Origin of the sequence: Undibacterium sp. TJN19, assembly GCF_049339485.1 — a bacterium.
In the GTDB taxonomy this organism is placed as follows: Bacteria; Pseudomonadota; Gammaproteobacteria; order Burkholderiales; family Burkholderiaceae_D; genus Undibacterium.
In genome coordinates, this window is the sequence record NZ_JBMPPL010000001.1 from 1,259,394 (window position 1) to 1,276,620 (window position 17,227).

16 protein-coding genes are annotated in these 17,227 nt (G+C 45.6%); 6 read left to right on the forward strand and 10 right to left on the reverse strand.

What is annotated here, in order from left to right; all coding sequences use genetic code 11:
• Positions 1-123 precede the first annotated feature (123 nt).
• A complete protein-coding gene (locus tag ACO0LH_RS05775) occupies positions 124-543 on the reverse strand; it encodes a helix-turn-helix domain-containing protein (protein WP_422940087.1) in 420 nt (139 codons plus the stop codon).
• Positions 544-1,461: 918 nt separating this feature from the next.
• Here ACO0LH_RS05775 and ACO0LH_RS05780 point away from each other — a divergent pair.
• Positions 1,462-3,015, forward strand: a complete 1,554-nt coding sequence (locus ACO0LH_RS05780; protein WP_422940088.1) for a reprolysin-like metallopeptidase — start codon at positions 1,462-1,464, stop codon at positions 3,013-3,015.
• A 226-nt stretch (positions 3,016-3,241) separates the two neighbouring features.
• Here ACO0LH_RS05780 and ACO0LH_RS05785 read toward each other — a convergent pair whose 3' ends face one another.
• The gene (locus ACO0LH_RS05785; RefSeq protein ID WP_422940089.1) at positions 3,242-3,565 is read right to left on the reverse strand and encodes a helix-turn-helix domain-containing protein; all 324 of its coding nucleotides are present in this window, start codon (positions 3,563-3,565) and stop codon (positions 3,242-3,244) included.
• 170 nt (positions 3,566-3,735) lie between these two features.
• Here ACO0LH_RS05785 and ACO0LH_RS05790 point away from each other — a divergent pair, with 170 nt between their 5' ends.
• The 3 genes from ACO0LH_RS05790 (at position 3,736) to ACO0LH_RS05800 (ending at position 5,368) form a co-directional block, all read left to right on the forward strand.
• Complete coding sequence (locus ACO0LH_RS05790) at positions 3,736-4,347, forward strand: hypothetical protein (RefSeq protein WP_422940090.1); 612 nt, start codon at positions 3,736-3,738, stop codon at positions 4,345-4,347.
• A gap of 97 nt (positions 4,348-4,444) precedes the next feature.
• On the forward strand, positions 4,445-4,687 hold the full coding sequence (locus ACO0LH_RS05795; RefSeq protein ID WP_422940091.1) for a hypothetical protein: 243 nt from the start codon (positions 4,445-4,447) through the stop codon (positions 4,685-4,687).
• Positions 4,688-4,735: 48 nt separating this feature from the next.
• Positions 4,736-5,368: an HAD family hydrolase gene (locus tag ACO0LH_RS05800; protein ID WP_422940092.1), complete on the forward strand. Its 633-nt coding sequence runs from the start codon at positions 4,736-4,738 to the stop codon at positions 5,366-5,368.
• Between the two features lie 7 nt (positions 5,369-5,375).
• On the opposite strand, the gene ACO0LH_RS05805 is transcribed toward ACO0LH_RS05800, so the two are convergent.
• From ACO0LH_RS05805 to ACO0LH_RS05830, 6 genes are all read right to left on the reverse strand, one after another.
• Positions 5,376-6,686, reverse strand: a complete 1,311-nt coding sequence (locus ACO0LH_RS05805) for a hypothetical protein (protein ID WP_422940093.1) — start codon at positions 6,684-6,686, stop codon at positions 5,376-5,378.
• Between the two features lie 52 nt (positions 6,687-6,738).
• Positions 6,739-7,185, reverse strand: a complete 447-nt coding sequence (locus ACO0LH_RS05810; protein ID WP_422940094.1) for a hypothetical protein — start codon at positions 7,183-7,185, stop codon at positions 6,739-6,741.
• Positions 7,186-7,500: 315 nt separating this feature from the next.
• Complete coding sequence (locus ACO0LH_RS05815) at positions 7,501-8,121, reverse strand: hypothetical protein (RefSeq protein ID WP_422940095.1); 621 nt, start codon at positions 8,119-8,121, stop codon at positions 7,501-7,503.
• Positions 8,122-8,383: 262 nt separating this feature from the next.
• On the reverse strand, positions 8,384-9,268 hold the full coding sequence (locus ACO0LH_RS05820) for a plasmid partitioning protein RepB C-terminal domain-containing protein (protein WP_422940096.1): 885 nt from the start codon (positions 9,266-9,268) through the stop codon (positions 8,384-8,386).
• A 2-nt stretch (positions 9,269-9,270) separates the two neighbouring features.
• Complete coding sequence (locus ACO0LH_RS05825) at positions 9,271-10,167, reverse strand: plasmid partitioning protein RepB C-terminal domain-containing protein (protein ID WP_422940097.1); 897 nt, start codon at positions 10,165-10,167, stop codon at positions 9,271-9,273.
• Positions 10,164-11,729, reverse strand: coding sequence for a recombinase family protein (locus ACO0LH_RS05830; protein ID WP_422940098.1), 1,566 nt, complete (start codon positions 11,727-11,729; stop codon positions 10,164-10,166). Before ACO0LH_RS05830 ends, ACO0LH_RS05825 begins: the two co-directional genes overlap by 4 nt.
• A gap of 647 nt (positions 11,730-12,376) precedes the next feature.
• On the opposite strand from ACO0LH_RS05830, the gene ACO0LH_RS05835 reads away from it, so the two are divergent.
• Positions 12,377-12,553: a hypothetical protein gene (locus tag ACO0LH_RS05835; protein ID WP_422940099.1), complete on the forward strand. Its 177-nt coding sequence runs from the start codon at positions 12,377-12,379 to the stop codon at positions 12,551-12,553.
• Between the two features lie 223 nt (positions 12,554-12,776).
• Positions 12,777-13,646: a lysostaphin resistance A-like protein gene (locus tag ACO0LH_RS05840; protein ID WP_422940100.1), complete on the forward strand. Its 870-nt coding sequence runs from the start codon at positions 12,777-12,779 to the stop codon at positions 13,644-13,646.
• Positions 13,647-14,367: 721 nt separating this feature from the next.
• Here ACO0LH_RS05840 and ACO0LH_RS05845 read toward each other — a convergent pair.
• Entirely contained in the window at positions 14,368-15,621 is a 1,254-nt protein-coding gene (locus ACO0LH_RS05845) for a TolC family outer membrane protein (protein WP_422940101.1), read from the reverse strand.
• A 137-nt stretch (positions 15,622-15,758) separates the two neighbouring features.
• Positions 15,759-17,141 (reverse strand): HlyD family type I secretion periplasmic adaptor subunit, encoded by a 1,383-nt coding sequence (locus ACO0LH_RS05850; protein WP_422940102.1) that lies wholly within the window; start codon positions 17,139-17,141, stop codon positions 15,759-15,761.
• Positions 17,142-17,227 lie beyond the last annotated feature (86 nt).

Consider the following 17,227-nt stretch of genomic DNA (forward strand, 5'->3'; position numbering starts at 1 on the left):
GCGGAAAAAGTAGTTAAATTAGGGACTTGACGCAGGAACAGGCATGACAGATACTGTGTTTTCTAGAACCGTATCGTCAGATGCGTAGCCCCGCTAACTCATCGTTTGAGTTGTGTGGGGCTTTTACATTTTGTTCTCCAAATTGCTTGCATCGGCATGTTCATGCCGCCGATTTTCAGCGGCCATTGCCAATGCAGCTTGCACAATTCCTGCGACGTCAGGTGACATGTATGGAAGAGCATTATAGAAATCCGCAGCGAGATTCCACTTCCAGGGTGGTACATCTTTAATTTCGTACGTATTGCAAGATAAAGCCTGCGCCCGCAGTAGCTCTGATTTTTCTTCGCCGTTTAAATTCAAGGCCACGAAAATTCGTTCTAAGAGACTTTGAGAAACATTACCTTTCGCACCTTTTATCACGGCAGATAAATAGGATGGACCTACATCAATTCTTTTCGCAAGTTCTCGCTGCGTTATCTCTTGCTCTGCGATGAAACGTTTGATGAGCCAACCGAGCGGGGTAACGTGATCAGTGGATTGCATCCAATTTGCAAGAAAATAATTTGCGCGAAGTTTAGTGTACGTGTTCATCCCAGCAAGATACACCACGTTGCACGCGATTTCAAGAGGCGATATTGCGCTATAACCTATTGATTAATAAGGAGATATATCATTTTTTGATCTTTTGATTTTTTTAAGAAATCGGGTGTCAAAAAAATGTTTTTTTGATGTCTCACTTTCGAATATTTTAAAGAATAAAACTGCTTTTCTACATTGACGCTGACCTACAAAGACATCATTCTTCAGATATTTTTTGTATCTCGTTCAGTGAGCAATTTTGCCTATTTTTTGTGCGTTTTTTAGACTTCTGACATGGGTAAAGTAATATTTCTAACTTTCAAAAATGCCATTGATTTAAAGTCACAGTACGCTGGATTAGCAATGACGAATATCCAAATTGATGTTGAGTTGGAAATTGAGGCAGTACAAACTGTACGATAGCGCCATGAATGACCACACTACATCTAAATTTCAAATTTAAGTATGAATTGAATTGTTTTGTTTAAATTTAATCCCTCAAAATTCTCAACTCCTTGTTACTAGCTCATTCGACATATGGGACAAGCCCTTCACCAGCCGCATTGCTATCAAGTGCCGCGCATTGTTTTGAATCTACCTACGGCCACTCACGTTAATTAATAAGACTTTATAAATCTCCTCTCTTTGCTGCTCTACTACGCTTTGCTCGAAATAATCACCACGCCATGCGCCATCTGAGTGCCTCTGGCGCATAAGCTTTCTTCAGTGTTCAGCAATAGTTCATTTTTGCAACGAATAGAAAATTATTCAATTTTCTACTTATATTTATAATTATCCTTAAAGAAAAAGAACTATCATTTGCTTATTCGTATTGGGAAATCAAAATGCGGCGAAGAACGGCTGCGCTTTTAAGGAAATATAATGAATATTGGCCGCGCCTTTTTACTGCTCGTCATGACTTTCCTTACTGCGTGTCAGACCTCAGATAGCATTTCGCATCGTCGAGTATTTTTGATCGTGCGCGACAGCTTAGAGATTAGCAAAGCTGGCGTTTCTCGCGTCACGATGGACATTCCAAGATTGTTCAGTATGAAAATCGGAGAAAAAATCGGCCTCAGTCTAAAGCAAGATGAGCACTTGACCTTCCAGATCGACGACATTGAAACAGTCAACCAATATCGATCTTGGACCGCGCACCTCGTGAAGGAAGGCCATGTCTATAGAGCAGTCATTGTGCAAACTGGAGAAGAGATCGTTGGCTCAATCGATTTGCCAACTGGGGCCTATCGGATCAGTGGCTCCACTAAAGATATCATCTTGCAAGACGTAAGCGGTTTCCCAGCGTTAATTTTCGAACCCAACCACTCAGATGGAATGCGGCCGTCTCGCATCCCGCCTTCACCATCATTAAGTATCGTCACAATCCCCGATCCGGGCCCAATAGAGGTGGTGCATATCAGGGTTCTCACACTGATTACGAGGGAACTGGCAAATAGCTTCCCTGGTGGTTTGTTCAAATTAAAACCGTATCTGAACCTGTTGCAGCAAAAAGCCAGGCAGGCAATGAAGGACAGTCGTGTCTACATCGAACTTGATTTTCTAGAGGCACCAACTGTTACCCCAATAGATGGCATTCCGATGGGCGCATCGAACCTCGACACTCTGAAAAACATTACACCCAGCGAAGGGCCGATTGAAAAATGGTCTATCCTCATCCGAAACGCTAAAAGATCAACTAACGCCGATCTCGTCGTTCTTTTTACGAGCTTTCGCGGCGGGAATTGCGGAGTTGCCTGGATTGGAGGTCACAGGGACAGCCCAGATATTCCATCATTAGATCTCACTAATGCCGCGCAGATTGGCTACTCGGTTGTAAATGTTAATGACTCGAATTGTGATCAATACACATTGAGTCATGAGATTGGCCACAATCTTGGATCCGTGCATGACTATGTTACCCAATCCAGCTCTTCCGAACGCGGTGCGTTCAACTACAGTTTTGGGCATCGGGGTCAGCGTTTTGTCACGATCATGGGATATCCTGATGCCAGCCATACTCGGCTCGGATATTTCTCCAATCCTGATGCACTGAGTTGCCTAGGACAACCATGCGGCATAATGCCAGGACTGGCCAATGCTGCGGACAATTTCGACGGTTTCAACTCTGTGAGAGCCAAGGTATCGCAGTGGCATTATTTTCGCGATCTCAGTATTGAAGTCCAAGGCCAGGGAAGCGTGGTAAGCACTTATCTGGACGGGCAAGATACCGGCTTCCAACGTATAAATTGTCCCAGCAACTGCTTCACTACAGTCCCGTCCGGTAGAGTCATCAGACTGACTGCAGTGCCGGATAGAGGATTCAAGTTTTTAGCATGGAGAAATTCGAAATGTTCTAACTCGGAGTGTGACATTCATAATCAAGATGTCCCTACCTCCTCTGTCGTAGCAATTTTCGCTGCGTTACAGCGGGATTAATCTTGCTTATGAAGTCGGCTTTTAGTCCTCTCGCTATTGCGCGTAGTGAAATCAGGTCATGAATGTGAGAGAGTTTAATTGCATACAGTAATGCCACGGCATCAATCTACGTGGGATTATGCGGTGGGTGTGAATCACAACCGACGCAAATTATCCAGCAAAGTTGGAGGAGATTCCATTACAAGTTAACAGACGGAAGAGAATGATTCTATTCAGCAGGTATTTGTTAACCTAAAAGTGCGGCCCTAACGGCCTCTGCCATCTTTACTAAATTTGGGTAGTCCGCTTTGCTAGCTGTTCGCATCAAAAAATCTCTTAATTCTTCTGCAGATGGTTTTCCATCAAAATCAAAGAAATCCTTCAAGTCAACATCCAACTCAAACCGAATACGTTCCAGCGTTTCTAGGGATGGGTAATGCTGGCCGCGCTCCAGTCTGCTCATCGACTTTGTGTCAATACCAATTCGGCTAGCCAATTCTTCCTGCGATAGTTGTTTGCGTTTGCGCAGAATTTGCACTCGCTGACCGACCAAATGCCGAACATCCTCCATGTGAACCTCCAAAGTTGACTACCTTCAGTAAATCAACATTGGGGGCTTCTTAAAACTTCTTATTACGTCTATAATTTAATAAAATCTACTTTATACGTCTACTATTTGATTTTTGAGCCCAAAAATAGATTTGCTACTTCATAAAACCAATTGAATTTGGACACAACATCATGGGATCAGCAAAAAGCCTTGGCTTGGCATTGCTCGCAACATTTGCGGTTCCTGCCGCAGGCCTATCCGGGATAGGGGCTATCGGTGCTCTACTTGGTATGCTGCTTTCCCGAGACAACAGGACAAGCAGCGTTTTCACTTTCTTCGTGCTGGCGTTGGTCATCTGCTTTTTGTCCATCCGACTGCTGGCACGCATGTACAAAAAAGCCAAAGACCTGGTGGAGAGCGTCAACCAGCAGTCCGACCTGAATTTCAACGCGGGAAATCTATTGGGTTATCCCAGTCCAGTATTCCTGATTTTTGACAAACAAAACCGGAAACTGGCTTTTTGCAATAGCAGCACCGGCGATTTCAAGATATATGAACTGTCGCATTTGTTAGCTTGGCGCTACGAATGGAAGATCAAGGAAAGTATGGAGCTATCAGGCCCAGGCCGACAAGTTGGTACGACAAATATGCACATGCCGTCATTTGAGCGTGTTCAGCGTGCTGGTGAGTTTGCACTGATATTGGAAGTCGCCGATGAAAGCAACCCTGTCATCAAATTTTACATGAGCGAGAGAGCAGCCAAAGAATGGTGCGCAAAACTGAATGCCATCGTCAACGGCTAACTGATGTGGCGTGCGCCCAGCATGCTCTCTGACAAAAACAATATTTATCACTATATCCCATGGTTTTTTCAAGACCAGGATAAGGCCTACAGAAATTATGAATTCGGTTCAAGAATTACAGCATGGCGCCATTATGGTTCGTACGAAGTGCTTAGAAACAGTCACTCAATTTGCTTCAAACAATCCAGGTATCCCAGCCCAAGCCGTTGCCATTGGCCTGGGTGAGCTACTTATTCAATTCTCTGTCTCACAACTAGGACAGGAGCATACGCATCATCTGCTGTCGTCACTGCAAGAAGCCCTGCTGCTGTTCGGTGATAAAATCATGGAACAGCATTAAGCAGTCCTGCGCTGACGATCTAGTCTGCACGAACAATTCATCTCTACAATGGACAACGCCAAAAAGACCAAAGGAATTATTGCGCTGGATGCAGATGGTGTGCTTCTTGACTATCATGCTTCCTATGCATTGGCATGGAAAAAAGCGTTTGGAGTCCTGCCAGCAGTCAAAGACCCGCTAGCCTACTGGCCCATAGATCGATGGAGTGTTCAACGAGTGACTGGGGATGAACTGGAGCGGTTTCGCCAGTGTTTTAATATGGAATTCTGGTCCACCATTCCAGCGTTGCCGGGTGCGCTAGAAGCTTGCCATCTGCTCAAGAACGCCGGTTATAACTTGGTGTGTGTAAGCGCACTGAAGCAGACATACCGGCTCTCCAGGCTACAGAATATTCGTGACCATGGATTTCCAATTGATGACGTGGTCGCGACTGAACACAGTGATGCAGACACCAGCCCGAAAGCTAAGGCGCTCAGCACATTGAAGCCTGTTGCATTTGTTGATGACTACCTGCCTTACTTTCGTGGCGTGCCAGCCAATATACACATGGCACTCATAATCAGAGAACCTAACGGGAGTCCAAATATTGGAGATGAGCTAAACAATATCTCTTCGTCACATTCCGATTTAATGGAATTTGCGAACTGGTGGATACATCGCGCGCCAGACGCAGAGTCATAAATAGCGACTAAATTGCATTGGTAACAACTAAGAATTCTTTTTCTAAATTTTCAATTAATCCAGCAATATTATCAATCCTCTTCTTATCGCTTGTTCCCTCTGCTCTAGCCCTCCTTGCCTCAATCGCGTTCCCATTAAAGAATCTAGAATATAGTTCATCTTCAAAGTTCGAGGTGTTTTCACCGAAAGTATCTGATGGATAATGCTGATAAATGCGCCCTGAAAGTTCATTGTATGCAAATCCCTTTAGTGGATATGCCTCCAGCACATCAATGTAGCGTTTATCAAACGTCAAAATGGCCGGAAGAAAATAGCGCACATCTTTATGAGTCTTACTAGTCATGGCTCCCTCTAAGTTTCGGACGTGCAACATATCCCATGCCATAGAGCGCAAATCTTTCAGCATTTTTTTCCCATTTCTATTACCCTGTATTGTATTAAAGAATGGAAATTTTTGCCCCTGATGGAAGTAGCGGTTAGCAATTAACAATTCTCGTTGATAGACCACGCCTAAATCCTCATCCATGAATTGAAGAAGGGTGGTCAGCTTACGTTTCAAACCTTGTTTAGGGGAATTAATTTGAATTGATGTGATCTTCAGAAGTAGTGCGTAAATAACACTATGTCTGAACAGGAGTGGTGAGAGAAATCTTGGATTTCCACACTCATCAATCATACTTGCCACCTGCACTTGCGCCGCAGCTACAATTTCATTGTCACTCAGTTTGGAGCGAATTTTTCCGGTGTTGTTCAAATGTGTCGCATCAATTGTTCGCAGGCGATGATAGGCTAAAAGGCTTTCGAATACTTCATCAATATGCGCTCGGTCTGTCATTCGTGGGATATTTTCGAGACAGTATGGGATAGGATCAACGTTCACATTATCCTGAGCGATAAAATTGAATACCTCAATAAAATCTGGGGGAATTCTACTTAGAGATTCGTCTTTTAGGAAAGGTGCCAAGTAGCTTAGCGCTTGCGCGTCTAAGCCAATTGAATAGTCAAGTGGCAGCCGAGCGCTTCCGGTTTTCATTGTCTCCAGAAATGTATCTTGATCCCAAACGTGTACATGAGTAGCTGCAAACAAGCTTCTTACTGCAGCCCCGTGAGAAAAAGTAGCATTTGCAAGAATTCCAGGCTTATCTGCATTATTTACTGGGAAGATAAATTTCCAGTTAGGTAAAAGCATTCCAAATTCTTTGTAATGTTCAAACGCCTCATTCAAATCTTGAGACTGTAACATTTTTGCAATAATTTTTTGCTCTAAATCTTTAAAGCGAGGGTCTGCCATCAAATGGTCAGCAATTGTTGGTGGCATAAATCCGTTTCTAATTGACGTACACTTTATTTATGCATGAGCCATGCAATTTTCAATGGATAGTATAAAAATTGTTATTGGAAAAAGATATTAACTGCGTTACCACGAGCAGAATGCGATGAGATCCTCTGTAGCTAAATGTGCGTTTTCTTGCTGAATTGACCTTGTCAGTTTGATCCACCTTCCACTTCCTGGCGAAGGCGGCCACCCGGTCATACGACCCTTCAAATCCCAGTTCTTTCAGATCGAGATGAAACTGCTTTAAGCTTCGTCGCTGCTTACGATTTTTACCCGCTTCGGTTTTAAGCCAGCTTGAAAGCTGCAATGCATATTTATCAATGGCACTGGTTGTTTGTCGCTCCGCATACGCTGGCTCTGTGACTTCAGAGCGCAGATAGCGCCGGGCAGTGTTGCGATAGATGCCAAGTCGTCTGGCGATCTCCCGTAATGGAATCTGGTTACAAATGTGCCAGCGCCGAATAATACCTAGTAATGCCACGTCGATCACTCCTGTCCCCTCGAATACCGAGACAGCCGCGGATTACGGCATAAACCAGTCCAAGTTTTACGCCGCCGCCCTGTGGGTCAATTTTCAGTGCAAATCAACAAGGATTGGCAAAGAAAAGTCAGCTACAGCTAAATTAATTAAGAGGCAGAATTTTCATTCGTATTCTGCCTCAATCATGTTTTCCTAAAATTTGAAGCCAAAAATGCAAATGGCACACACTAGCGGGCCATTACTACTCTAACGTCTCCAGAAGATCATAATTAAACCATATGACCTACCAAGAAAATCTACAAATCTCCATTCTTGTTACTGATTTTGCCAATCCAAGAATTCTTGATTCGCAAGATCATCAAGCCTTGTGCACAGTCCATCGTATTCACCACCAAGCGCATTTAAAATCGAATCAAAGAGAATTTTTCGCCCAACCTGAGGGGTGTATCGCATTACACCGTACCCGACTTCGATCATCCCATCATCATCGTCTTCATCATAGTCATCCTCAAACACAAATAAATCCGACAACCCTGAGGCGTCATACAGAATGGTTGCGTTAATTTGGGATGCATACTGCGTAACCGCTCCATTAAAGCTATTGCCCAGTACTATCAAACTATTTTTATCAACCTTGTTAGTTTGTGCATCTTTTATATGAATCCAAATTGATCCACTGTGTCGGATCAATCGAAAAATTTCATCGTCGTCAAAGTTTTCAATAAAACTCGTCACTATTTTAAGTAGATGAGAAAAGCTGACCATGGCGGTCGCAGGTTTTTCTGCATTCTGCATGAGCAACGACCAGTTCTTGAATCCCTGCTGCTCAGCTATGTCATCAAGAGCGCGAGCATTTTTAATTTTTTTTTCTTTACACGCTTTTCTGGCCTGACGTTTAAAAAATTTAATTTGTTCGAGGGAAAAAATTGTAGGCATGATTAAACTCCATCAAAATTTACCTGAGGTACTTTGCGCCCACACACATGTACCTCAATCGGTAATTTTTCGGAATTTAATTTTAAGAACGTTGCTGATGCAGCTTTGCGTTGTGGGCGCGCAAGCCAACGTGAGTGGCTCTATTCGATAACTTTATTCATTACCACTGAATTTGTCAAGTTTGCACACGATGGCCCGGCAGTGAGGCAAGTCAGCAAGCAATTTCAATGTACGCTGTCCTGCAAAGTCTGAGTGAGATCATCTACTGCTCTAACGTCACACTTTTCACAATCGATTCAAACTCAGAGAGCACGTCAGGATACTGTTGCGACAAGCAGCGTGCCACCGACTTATTTTCAAGCATCTTGACCAAATAGCCCCTCGCCAAAACAAGATTCAATACGTCGCGGCCATAAGACTGTTCAACCAGTTTGTACTGCGTCTGCAGGCTTCCCATTTCTCTCTCCATTTTTGCGACCTGTTCTTTGGTCACGCCTGTGAGTTTTTGAGGTTTCTTGCCATCGACCAAGAGATCAACTGGTGTGGCAACCAGCATTGCTTCTGCATAAGAGGTTGTCACAACGTTCGCCGATATCATTAACTCCACGCATTCAATTTGTCGTGTGGGTTTCATCTTGCGCAGTATCCTGGAGATGTCAGCAGAAAACTGCCTGTCCTTCAGGAGTTCCGCAGCCTCTGGGCAGATTCCTTTCAAGAGGCTCATTTTCTTGATAATTTGACTGATATCTACATTGAGAACTTCTGCTAGCCGCTTTGTAGAGACGCCACGCTCAATTGCACGTCTAATCATGAAATGCTCTTGTATGGTGGACAGGCGATTGATCCTGCTGTTGTAGGTGTAGCCTTCATCGTCGTTGGCCACCAGGCATGGTGCTACCTCGTAACCGAGATCGCGCAGTGCGACCAATCGGACATGCCCATCCAACAGCATGTGGTGTTCAGTTTTTTTGATGACAGACGTGACAGACAAGGGCTCAATCAAGCCGATCTCTTTGATGGAAGATAGGATTTGCTTAAATTTTCTGGAACCGTTCGGTTCTTTTGGGATATTGCGTGAAGGCAGAATGTTCATCAACCCCAGTGACAATGGCTCCATAGAAAATCCTAATGCGACACCGTCCGACATGTTCAACTCCCCGCGCTCCAGACACGCTCAGCCAGATAGGTAGGCAAGGTGTCCAGTCCTTCGGCCCGCAGCAGGTTCGTGAAATTTTCATTTGAGAGCAGTTGGCGTAATGCGCCGACCACAAACATGAGCCTGTGCTGCGTCATTTCAGCTTTCTTGACCATCATGCGCTGGCGCTCTACCTCTTTTTGGTAGGTGCGCACCAGGCTGGAGGTGGTGACATCACTCCGCTTGCGAGACATGCCACGCTCCAGTGTTCTTCCCAGCGCATGGCGACACTCGATTACTTTCTTGGCTTCGAATAGCTGCTTGCCTCTGAGCTTGCCGGATTCGTAGGCATCTTGTAACGCTTTTTGCACCGCTTTGTCATCATCTTCGCCACCAACTATGGCGAGCGCCGCCGTGAGTGGTATCTTGCCTCGTTCAACTGCTACCAATAATCGCTCCTCCCCGCGCTCTAATAGCAAAAGAATGCCGTGGACCCACTCAGGCGTCAGCCCTGTTTTGGCAGCGATGGCTTTCTTGTCGTAACCTTGAGTGCGCAGTGCTTCTATATTAGAGAGTAATTCCAGTGGGCGGTACTGCCGCCTGGCGATATTTTCAGCCAGGCTCATGATGAAAGCATCTTCATCACTGACAGAGACGACCAATGCCGGGATATTGGCTTCGCCCAGGGAAATGAAGGCTTTCATACGCCCCTCGCCGCAGACCAGCAGAAAGCGCTCATCGCCGTCCTTGCCTGCGCGGGGTGTCACGGTGATGGGTTTCTTTAAACCCAATGCGCGGATATTCTGAATAATGTCTTCAAATATCTTGGTATTGCGCTCTCTTGTATTGAGGATATCGATTTTATTGATGGGAATCATCCTCAGATCACCTACAGGCAGGCTTTTAGTCATGCATACCTCCGTAACCGGGTTCGCTCTGCCATGCCGTAGAGATAATCAAGGGTGTCAAAGCGGTAAGTCTCAAATTCCATCGCATTTTGTTCTGCGAGACTCAACTGCTGGGAACTGAAATCAATACGCGGCAGCAGAAAATAATCCAGGGACACTTGATTGCTACTGTCTAAACGAACGGCCACGGTGACATCCGGTAATAGTGAGGCATCAAACCTGACCTTCCAGCGGTTCCGGCCAGAATCCAGGTGATGGCAGCGAGCCAAGACAATGGACACTGTAAATTCGTGGTTGACCATGATCAAGTCAGTGGCTGGATCTCTTAATACCAGGCCACCGAGTTGCAATATCTTTGCCTCCGTTTCCATGACAATTTGCGGATGCATGCTGCGGATAAAACGATTGATTTCCAGATACTGGTAATCGCGGTCTGGTGTAAAGCCGACCATCTGGTATGCGCGCAGCAAACTTCCAAAACGATACATATATACAGATGATGCTGGCATGCCTTCCATTTCATCGATAATGACACCTGATAGCATGCCGCGCGTTTTATAGAGTGAACGCAGCCGTTCTATCAATTCTTCATCGGAATAGCGACGTGCCCTTGCGCGCATGATGCCTTGAGCGGTATAGAAGATTTCTGTAGGAACGATAGGGGCAAAGGCTTGTTCCTTTCTGATCCACATATCAGGTGTGTTAACGACACGTGTTTTTTTGAGTTTATAGGAAATCCGGTTGAATACATTATTGCCTATGTATTTTTCATTGGTCAGTACCTCATGGATGGTAGCTCTGGTCCAGGGCCGGTTGATTTCAGAATAGGTTTGCATGGCATCGAGGCGGCTGGCGATTTCTACTTCATTGACTCCTTCATCAATAAACCAGCGATAGATCTGATTGACGACACGGATCTCGTCCTCAGGGCCTGGCATTAAGATGACACGATCTGTCTGCAGGCTTTTATGTTCTCCGCGTTTGAGTTCTCCTTTTGTGGTTCCATGTTGGTCGATCAGAAGCCGCCGCAGTCCATATCCTGCGGGCCCACCTTGTCTGTAACCCAGTTCTATTAGTCTGCATTGCCCTGCAAATACCTTGGCAGAAAGTTCGCGACTGTATTCGCCTGCCATTGCCCGCTTCACGCCTTTGACTATAGTAGAAACAGGAGAGCCATCATTCTCGAATTGTTCTGCGCAGTAGGCGACCTGTATCCCGGCGCGGCGGCAGATGTATTCATAATAGGCACTCTCGTCCGCGTCCTGGAATCTTCCCCAGCGGCTGACATCATAGACAAGGATGATGGTAAAGGCGGCATTGCCACTTTCTACATCGTGTATCAGCTGCTGCAGCGCGAGTCTGCCATCGATGTGCAGACCACTTTTACCTTCATCAGCATAGGTTTTGACGATGTTGATATTGCGGTGGGCGGCGTACTCGCGAATTTTTTCGCGTTGATTGTCTGTTGAGTACTGTTGGTGCTCTGTAGACATGCGGACGTATTCTGCAGCTTGGAAGAGGACAGGCTGTACAAATGATCCGAAGCTTTCTTGATCTAGTTTCATTTGCTTTCTCACCCAATTCCATCTGAATTTAGAGACTTTGCGACTTATACAACTAGCTATGATGCAACAACCAAGTTAGCAGACGCATCACGCCTTAGCCACGCGTCCTCTCTTTGCAATCATTGGCGCCAATCTTGATTTTTCTGAACATATGAGGGAGAGGTAGACAGTCCACGCGTTCTTCTTTGCAATCAACGGATTGGGTAAAAGGATCAACTGATAAAAGCCGTTTAGCCCTGGGTTTGGTGGATTTGACGCGTCCAACTGAACGCAACGCGACGTCCCGCCAACCCATCACCCAGCCACGCGTAAATCCTTTTTCGATCAGTCGCTCCGTGACTTCTGCCTCGCTCACCCAGTAGCGCGGGGTAACAAAGAAAGCCGGGTCGACTTTCTCAAAGTCAGTTATATCACGGCTAAACGCCTGACGTTTCCACCGTTGAAAAAGCTCACGATCACTTTCACGCTTGAAAGTGATCGAGACTAGCGTTGTTAACTTTAATTATTGTTGAAGATTTTTTTTGGAAAATGTTAACAGCAATATTGATAAATATATATGTGATCAGGTTTAATTTGTGGTGTTATTATTAATCGTCTTTTATCAAAAAGATATGTTTCGTATTATTCTTTGTTTATGGAGGTTAACTATGCAAGTACTTAGTGTGCAGGAAATTTTAAGCGTTTCTGGTGGTGATGCGGCTGAAACGCGTATTCCAGGCCAAAATAGCTGGGGTGAATGGGGAGGCAGTAATCCAGAAGGGGAGATTTGGGCTCGATGCAAAGCTGGCCAGTGGGTTTATTGTATTTATTTTGCTTTGCAATAAATCACACATTATTAATTATCACATTATTGCTATAATTTCATGCTGATTATAGTTATTTCCACAACAAACTCTTATTGGCTTGTTGTGGATTTAAAGCTTTTTAGAACCATCTTGGAAAATTGAATATTTTGAAATTGATTTGCTTTAATCCTAGCTTATCTGGTATTTCAGCAGGGATTTGTTAGTGTCAATATTTTTGAGAAATTAATTTAGGACAGGCTTGATGGTAAATACCGAGTCAGAAGAAAAACAAAGCAACTTTTTTCTTCAGCTAAAGTTTGAAAAGCATAAAAATAGAATACGTATTTTCACCAAAATATTATTGGCAATATATTTTTGTGGTTTTGTGAACTATAAAATTACGAATGGCGTTATATTTTTAATATCTAAAAATGGTTTTTTTGAAGAGACATTACGCGCTTTTTTGCACGCTTGTTTGGCATTTTTAGTCATCTTTTTTTTATTTCCTAAAAAGCTTCCTGAAGAATTGCTTCGTCGAAAAAAAAACGGATTTCGCTTTGGCATGAAAGTAGCAGTTGGCTTTCCACTATGTTTATTTTTACCTAGTGCCGCTTTAAATTTATATTACGGTGCGAATCTATCCTTGTTTATACCTTCCACTGCAAATGTTATTTCATTGGTTTTACTCTCTTTGTCAGCCGCGATTGAAGAGGAAGTAGTTTGTAGATTTCTTCTATTTGAAAGATTATCGCAAGTTTTTGGCATTGTAATTTCCTTTGCTGTTCAGCTTTTTTTCTTTGTCATACTTCATATGACAGAGCATGGGATGTCCCTTACAAAATTTATATTGTTATCTATTACATCGCTTTTGTTTGTAGTTTTATACAAGAGAACTCAATCCCTCTTAGTCGTAATGACAATGCATTTTTCATATGATTTTTTCTTGATGTTAATATTTGGAGGATTTCTTGGGGATACGCATTTTGTTGGATTTATTGGAAATGCTCTTTTGGGAGAAATGTATTCAAATTATATAAAACTTGTATTGGTGATTATGTTTATTGGCTACCTAATAATTTCTAATAGAAGAATAAATAACGAAGAATTCGGCAAGACAAACGTAATTATTTGAGAGCCTGTAAATAAAAGTGTGCATGTAATTATAGTCAATGAACCTCTTATACCCTGGACGCACCGAAAATAGCGTAATTCTATGATGTTGATTTGCACTGAAAATCGCCCCACTGAAGGTGCAGACAATAACTTGGACTACTTGAAGGTAGTTCATGCACTCATATGAAGTGTAGTAGTTTCGATTTGATCTGACAGCAAGGCCTTGTCAAAGGCGAGGTTACCCGATTTGATAGAGGTGCGAGTTTTTATTAAACCAGCTTGAGAGCTGCAATGCATATTTATCAATGGCACTGGTTGTTTGTCGCACCGCATAGGCTGGCTCTGTGACTTCAGAGCGCAGATAGCGTCGCGCGGATAGCGCCGGACAGTGTTGCGAGAGATGTCCAGTCGCCTGGCGATCTCCCGTAATGGAACCTGGTCACGAACGTGCCAGCGTCGAATAATACCTAGTAATGCCACGGCAATCACTCCTGTCTCCTACTCATCAAGATAAGTAGGATTGTGTGCTAAACGTGGGTCACAATAGATGCAAATTATCGTCCGCACTTCCAGTGGGTCAATTTTCAGCGCAAATCAACATTTCCCAGTTGTATTCTGAATGTGAATTGAACCAATTGAAGTTTTTTGCGGCTTGTTTGTAAGCTGTATGTTGAGTTCTGGCTGAAATAATTTGGTATTTTTCTTACATACCGTGAGCTTCACCACATAATTCCAAAGCCTCACCGCAACATCCCATTCACCGCCCTCAAGTCTCCCTCCCCCAACGCCCCCGTCGCAGCCTTGAGCTTCAACCCTTGCAACAAAGTATCATAGCGCGCCTTCGACAATTCTTTTTGCGCCGAAAACAATTGCTGCTGCGCATTGAGCACATCGATATTGACACGTATGCCCAGCCTGTAACCTGCCTGATTGCCTTTTACGGCACTCAGCCCTGATTCGACTGCCACATTCAGTGAATCAATCAATGCCAGGCCGTTCGTCACGCCGGCGAATGCTTGCCTGGCATCGGTTGCTGCCTGACGGCTGGCCGCTTCCAGATCCGCTTCCGCCTTCTTCATATTGGCAATGGCTTCTGCCACCTTTGCATTGACCGCGCCACCAGCATACAGCGGCACAGTGACTTGCACACCGATCTGGCGCTGGTTGACGCGGGTGCTGTAGTCGCTTGGCGTACTGAGGCTGCGCGACGTATAGTTATTGCCATAATTGGCAACCAGATCAACGCTGGGTAGATGTTCAGACCGATTTTTCTTGATGGTTTCTTTCGCAGTTTCCAGCGCAGCCCGTTGTGCCCGTACCAGCGGATGATTGTTGCGTGCTTCGTCCATCCATGCGCGGCTATCCAGAGGACTCGGTGGTGATGGCGTCAGGCCTTGCTGCAAACCTGCCATATTGTCCATGACCTTGCCGGTCACCTTTTCCAGGTCGGCCTGGGCGCTTTCCAGATTGTTTTTTGCAGCGACCAGTTGGGCACGTGCACTGCCTAATCGTGACTTGGTATCGTCAACATCAGTGACCGCATGGGTACCTAAACTAAAACCGCGGTTGACCTGTGCCAGTTGCTCAATCAGAGCCGCCACTTGCGCCTCTGCTGCCGCAATCGCGTCTTGGGCAACGATCACACCAAAGTAGGCCTGGGCAACGCGCAGCAATAACTCTTGCTGTGCCTGGTCAAATTGCGCTTCAGCTTGCGTAAGCAAATGGCCTGATTCACGGTAAGCATATACATTACCCATGCGCAGCAGTGGCTGGGTCAATTGCAGATTCCAACCCCAGGCTTTCATATTGCGGTCTACTGGCAACACATCAGAGAAAGTTGTTTCGGCACTGGTGACTCCTTCATTACCGGTCATGGCAATCACGGGCAACAAGCCTGCACGTGCCTGCGGTACCTTTTGTTGTGCGCTTTCCAGTGCATAGCGTGCCGATTGCAAGGTCGGATCGCTGCTTTGTGCAGACCGGTAAGCATCCATCAAATCACTGGCCAAAACGGGTGTTGACGTTAAACAGGATGTTGCTATTACCGTCAGTAGCGCCCTCTTTATCAGTTTCCACTCCACTTGCTTTAGGCATTGAGTTGAAGGCTGAACAGTATTCTTTATCCGGCCCATCATCGCTCGCGCCCGCTTTCCCTGACGGTTTTCTGCAAAGGCGACAGGATGTATTCCAATACCGTACGCTTGCCCTGATTGATTTCTGCCACCACCTGCATGCCTGGCAAGAGCTTGTATTGCTTGTTCTCGGCATTCAATTGCTGCACTGGTAAAGAAACCAGGGCTTTGTAGATCGTGGCATTACCGGTTTTGTCTTTATCCCTGTTTTGCCCATTCTGGCCGCCCTGGGCCTGCATATCGCTGGCGTCTGCCCCAATGGTCAATACTTCACCATCCAGCATGCCATATTGCTGGAAGGGATAGGCAGCTAACTTGATCTTGACTTTCTGATGTGGGTAGACGAAGCCAACATCATCATTCCTGACCATGACTTCGGCGACCAGCGGTTCATTGTCCGGCACGAGTGACAACAAGACCGTGCCGGGCGAGACAACAGTGCCAGTAGTATGGGTAGCCAGGTCCTTGGCGATGCCTGACTGCGGCGCCTTCAGTTCGAGCAAACTGCTTCTGTGTTCATGCTTGACCATGTCTTGCTGCAATTTGCGGTATTGGCCTTCTGCTTCTATTCTTTCGTTTTGCAAGTCACTATGGTATTTGGATGTTAATTCGGCTGCCTGCTTGCTGACGCCGTTCATAGCGGCTTCCAGGCTGGCGAGGGTAGATTCCTGTGCTTTCAGGTCACGTGACTTTTCTAAAAACTCGCGTTGCTTGTCACGTACCTGTAACTGAGGGACGTAGCCATCCTTGCCCATCTCGGCATAAGAATCTGCCTGCTGCTTCAATATAGGCGTAACTTCGCGCAGTTTGGCCAACACCTCGCGGCCCGATGCGGCATCATGCCCGGCCCTTGCCTGTGCTTCGCGCACCTGTTCCAGTGCGTCTGTGTAGGCATGGCGATGATCGGCATACTGGGATGCCACCTGGCGGAACAGATCATCCGGGTCGCTCGCCAGTCTGGTCATGGGCTTATTGCTTAATTCCGCATCTATCCTCCTGAGTTGCAAGGACCGTAAAGCCAGTTGCATTTGCAAAGTGCTCTCATCTGCCTTGGCGTCTTTGGTATCCATGCGCATCAGGACCTGGCCTGCTTGTACATGCTGGCCTTCCTGTATCAATATCTCTTGCACGATGCCGGCATCAGCTGGTTGCACGATCTTTACATAGGATTGCGGCACAAGACGGCCTTCTGCGCTGGCGACAATATCGAGCTTACCGAAGACCGACCAGCCCAATAAAATCAGGAATAGCACGGTCACCAGATACAAGGTGACACGCGGCAAGCGGGCCGGAGGGCTTTCCTGGATGGCCAGCAAGCCTGGCGCAAAGTCCAGCGCATCGGGCGACAAGCTTCTTGTTTTGTGACCAGTCTCATCAAGCATGCTGGCCCCTGGTGGTTTGCCTGATACCTGCCATCAGGTGGGTGTAACGATCCTTCAACATATTTCTTTCACTGCATGCACGGCAT

Coding starts and splice junctions, on each gene's coding strand:
- ACO0LH_RS05775 (WP_422940087.1), bottom strand. CDS start 543: ATGCAATCCACTGATCACGTTACCCCGCTCGGTTGGCTCATCAAACGT.
- ACO0LH_RS05780 (WP_422940088.1), top strand. CDS start 1,462: ATGAATATTGGCCGCGCCTTTTTACTGCTCGTCATGACTTTCCTTACT.
- ACO0LH_RS05785 (WP_422940089.1), bottom strand. CDS start 3,565: ATGGAGGATGTTCGGCATTTGGTCGGTCAGCGAGTGCAAATTCTGCGC.
- ACO0LH_RS05790 (WP_422940090.1), top strand. CDS start 3,736: ATGGGATCAGCAAAAAGCCTTGGCTTGGCATTGCTCGCAACATTTGCG.
- ACO0LH_RS05795 (WP_422940091.1), top strand. CDS start 4,445: ATGAATTCGGTTCAAGAATTACAGCATGGCGCCATTATGGTTCGTACG.
- ACO0LH_RS05800 (WP_422940092.1), top strand. CDS start 4,736: ATGGACAACGCCAAAAAGACCAAAGGAATTATTGCGCTGGATGCAGAT.
- ACO0LH_RS05805 (WP_422940093.1), bottom strand. CDS start 6,686: ATGCCACCAACAATTGCTGACCATTTGATGGCAGACCCTCGCTTTAAA.
- ACO0LH_RS05815 (WP_422940095.1), bottom strand. CDS start 8,121: ATGCCTACAATTTTTTCCCTCGAACAAATTAAATTTTTTAAACGTCAG.
- ACO0LH_RS05820 (WP_422940096.1), bottom strand. CDS start 9,268: ATGTCGGACGGTGTCGCATTAGGATTTTCTATGGAGCCATTGTCACTG.
- ACO0LH_RS05825 (WP_422940097.1), bottom strand. CDS start 10,167: ATGACTAAAAGCCTGCCTGTAGGTGATCTGAGGATGATTCCCATCAAT.
- ACO0LH_RS05830 (WP_422940098.1), bottom strand. CDS start 11,729: ATGAAACTAGATCAAGAAAGCTTCGGATCATTTGTACAGCCTGTCCTC.
- ACO0LH_RS05835 (WP_422940099.1), top strand. CDS start 12,377: ATGCAAGTACTTAGTGTGCAGGAAATTTTAAGCGTTTCTGGTGGTGAT.
- ACO0LH_RS05840 (WP_422940100.1), top strand. CDS start 12,777: ATGGTAAATACCGAGTCAGAAGAAAAACAAAGCAACTTTTTTCTTCAG.
- ACO0LH_RS05845 (WP_422940101.1), bottom strand. CDS start 15,621: ATGGATGCTTACCGGTCTGCACAAAGCAGCGATCCGACCTTGCAATCG.
- ACO0LH_RS05850 (WP_422940102.1), bottom strand. CDS start 17,141: ATGCTTGATGAGACTGGTCACAAAACAAGAAGCTTGTCGCCCGATGCG.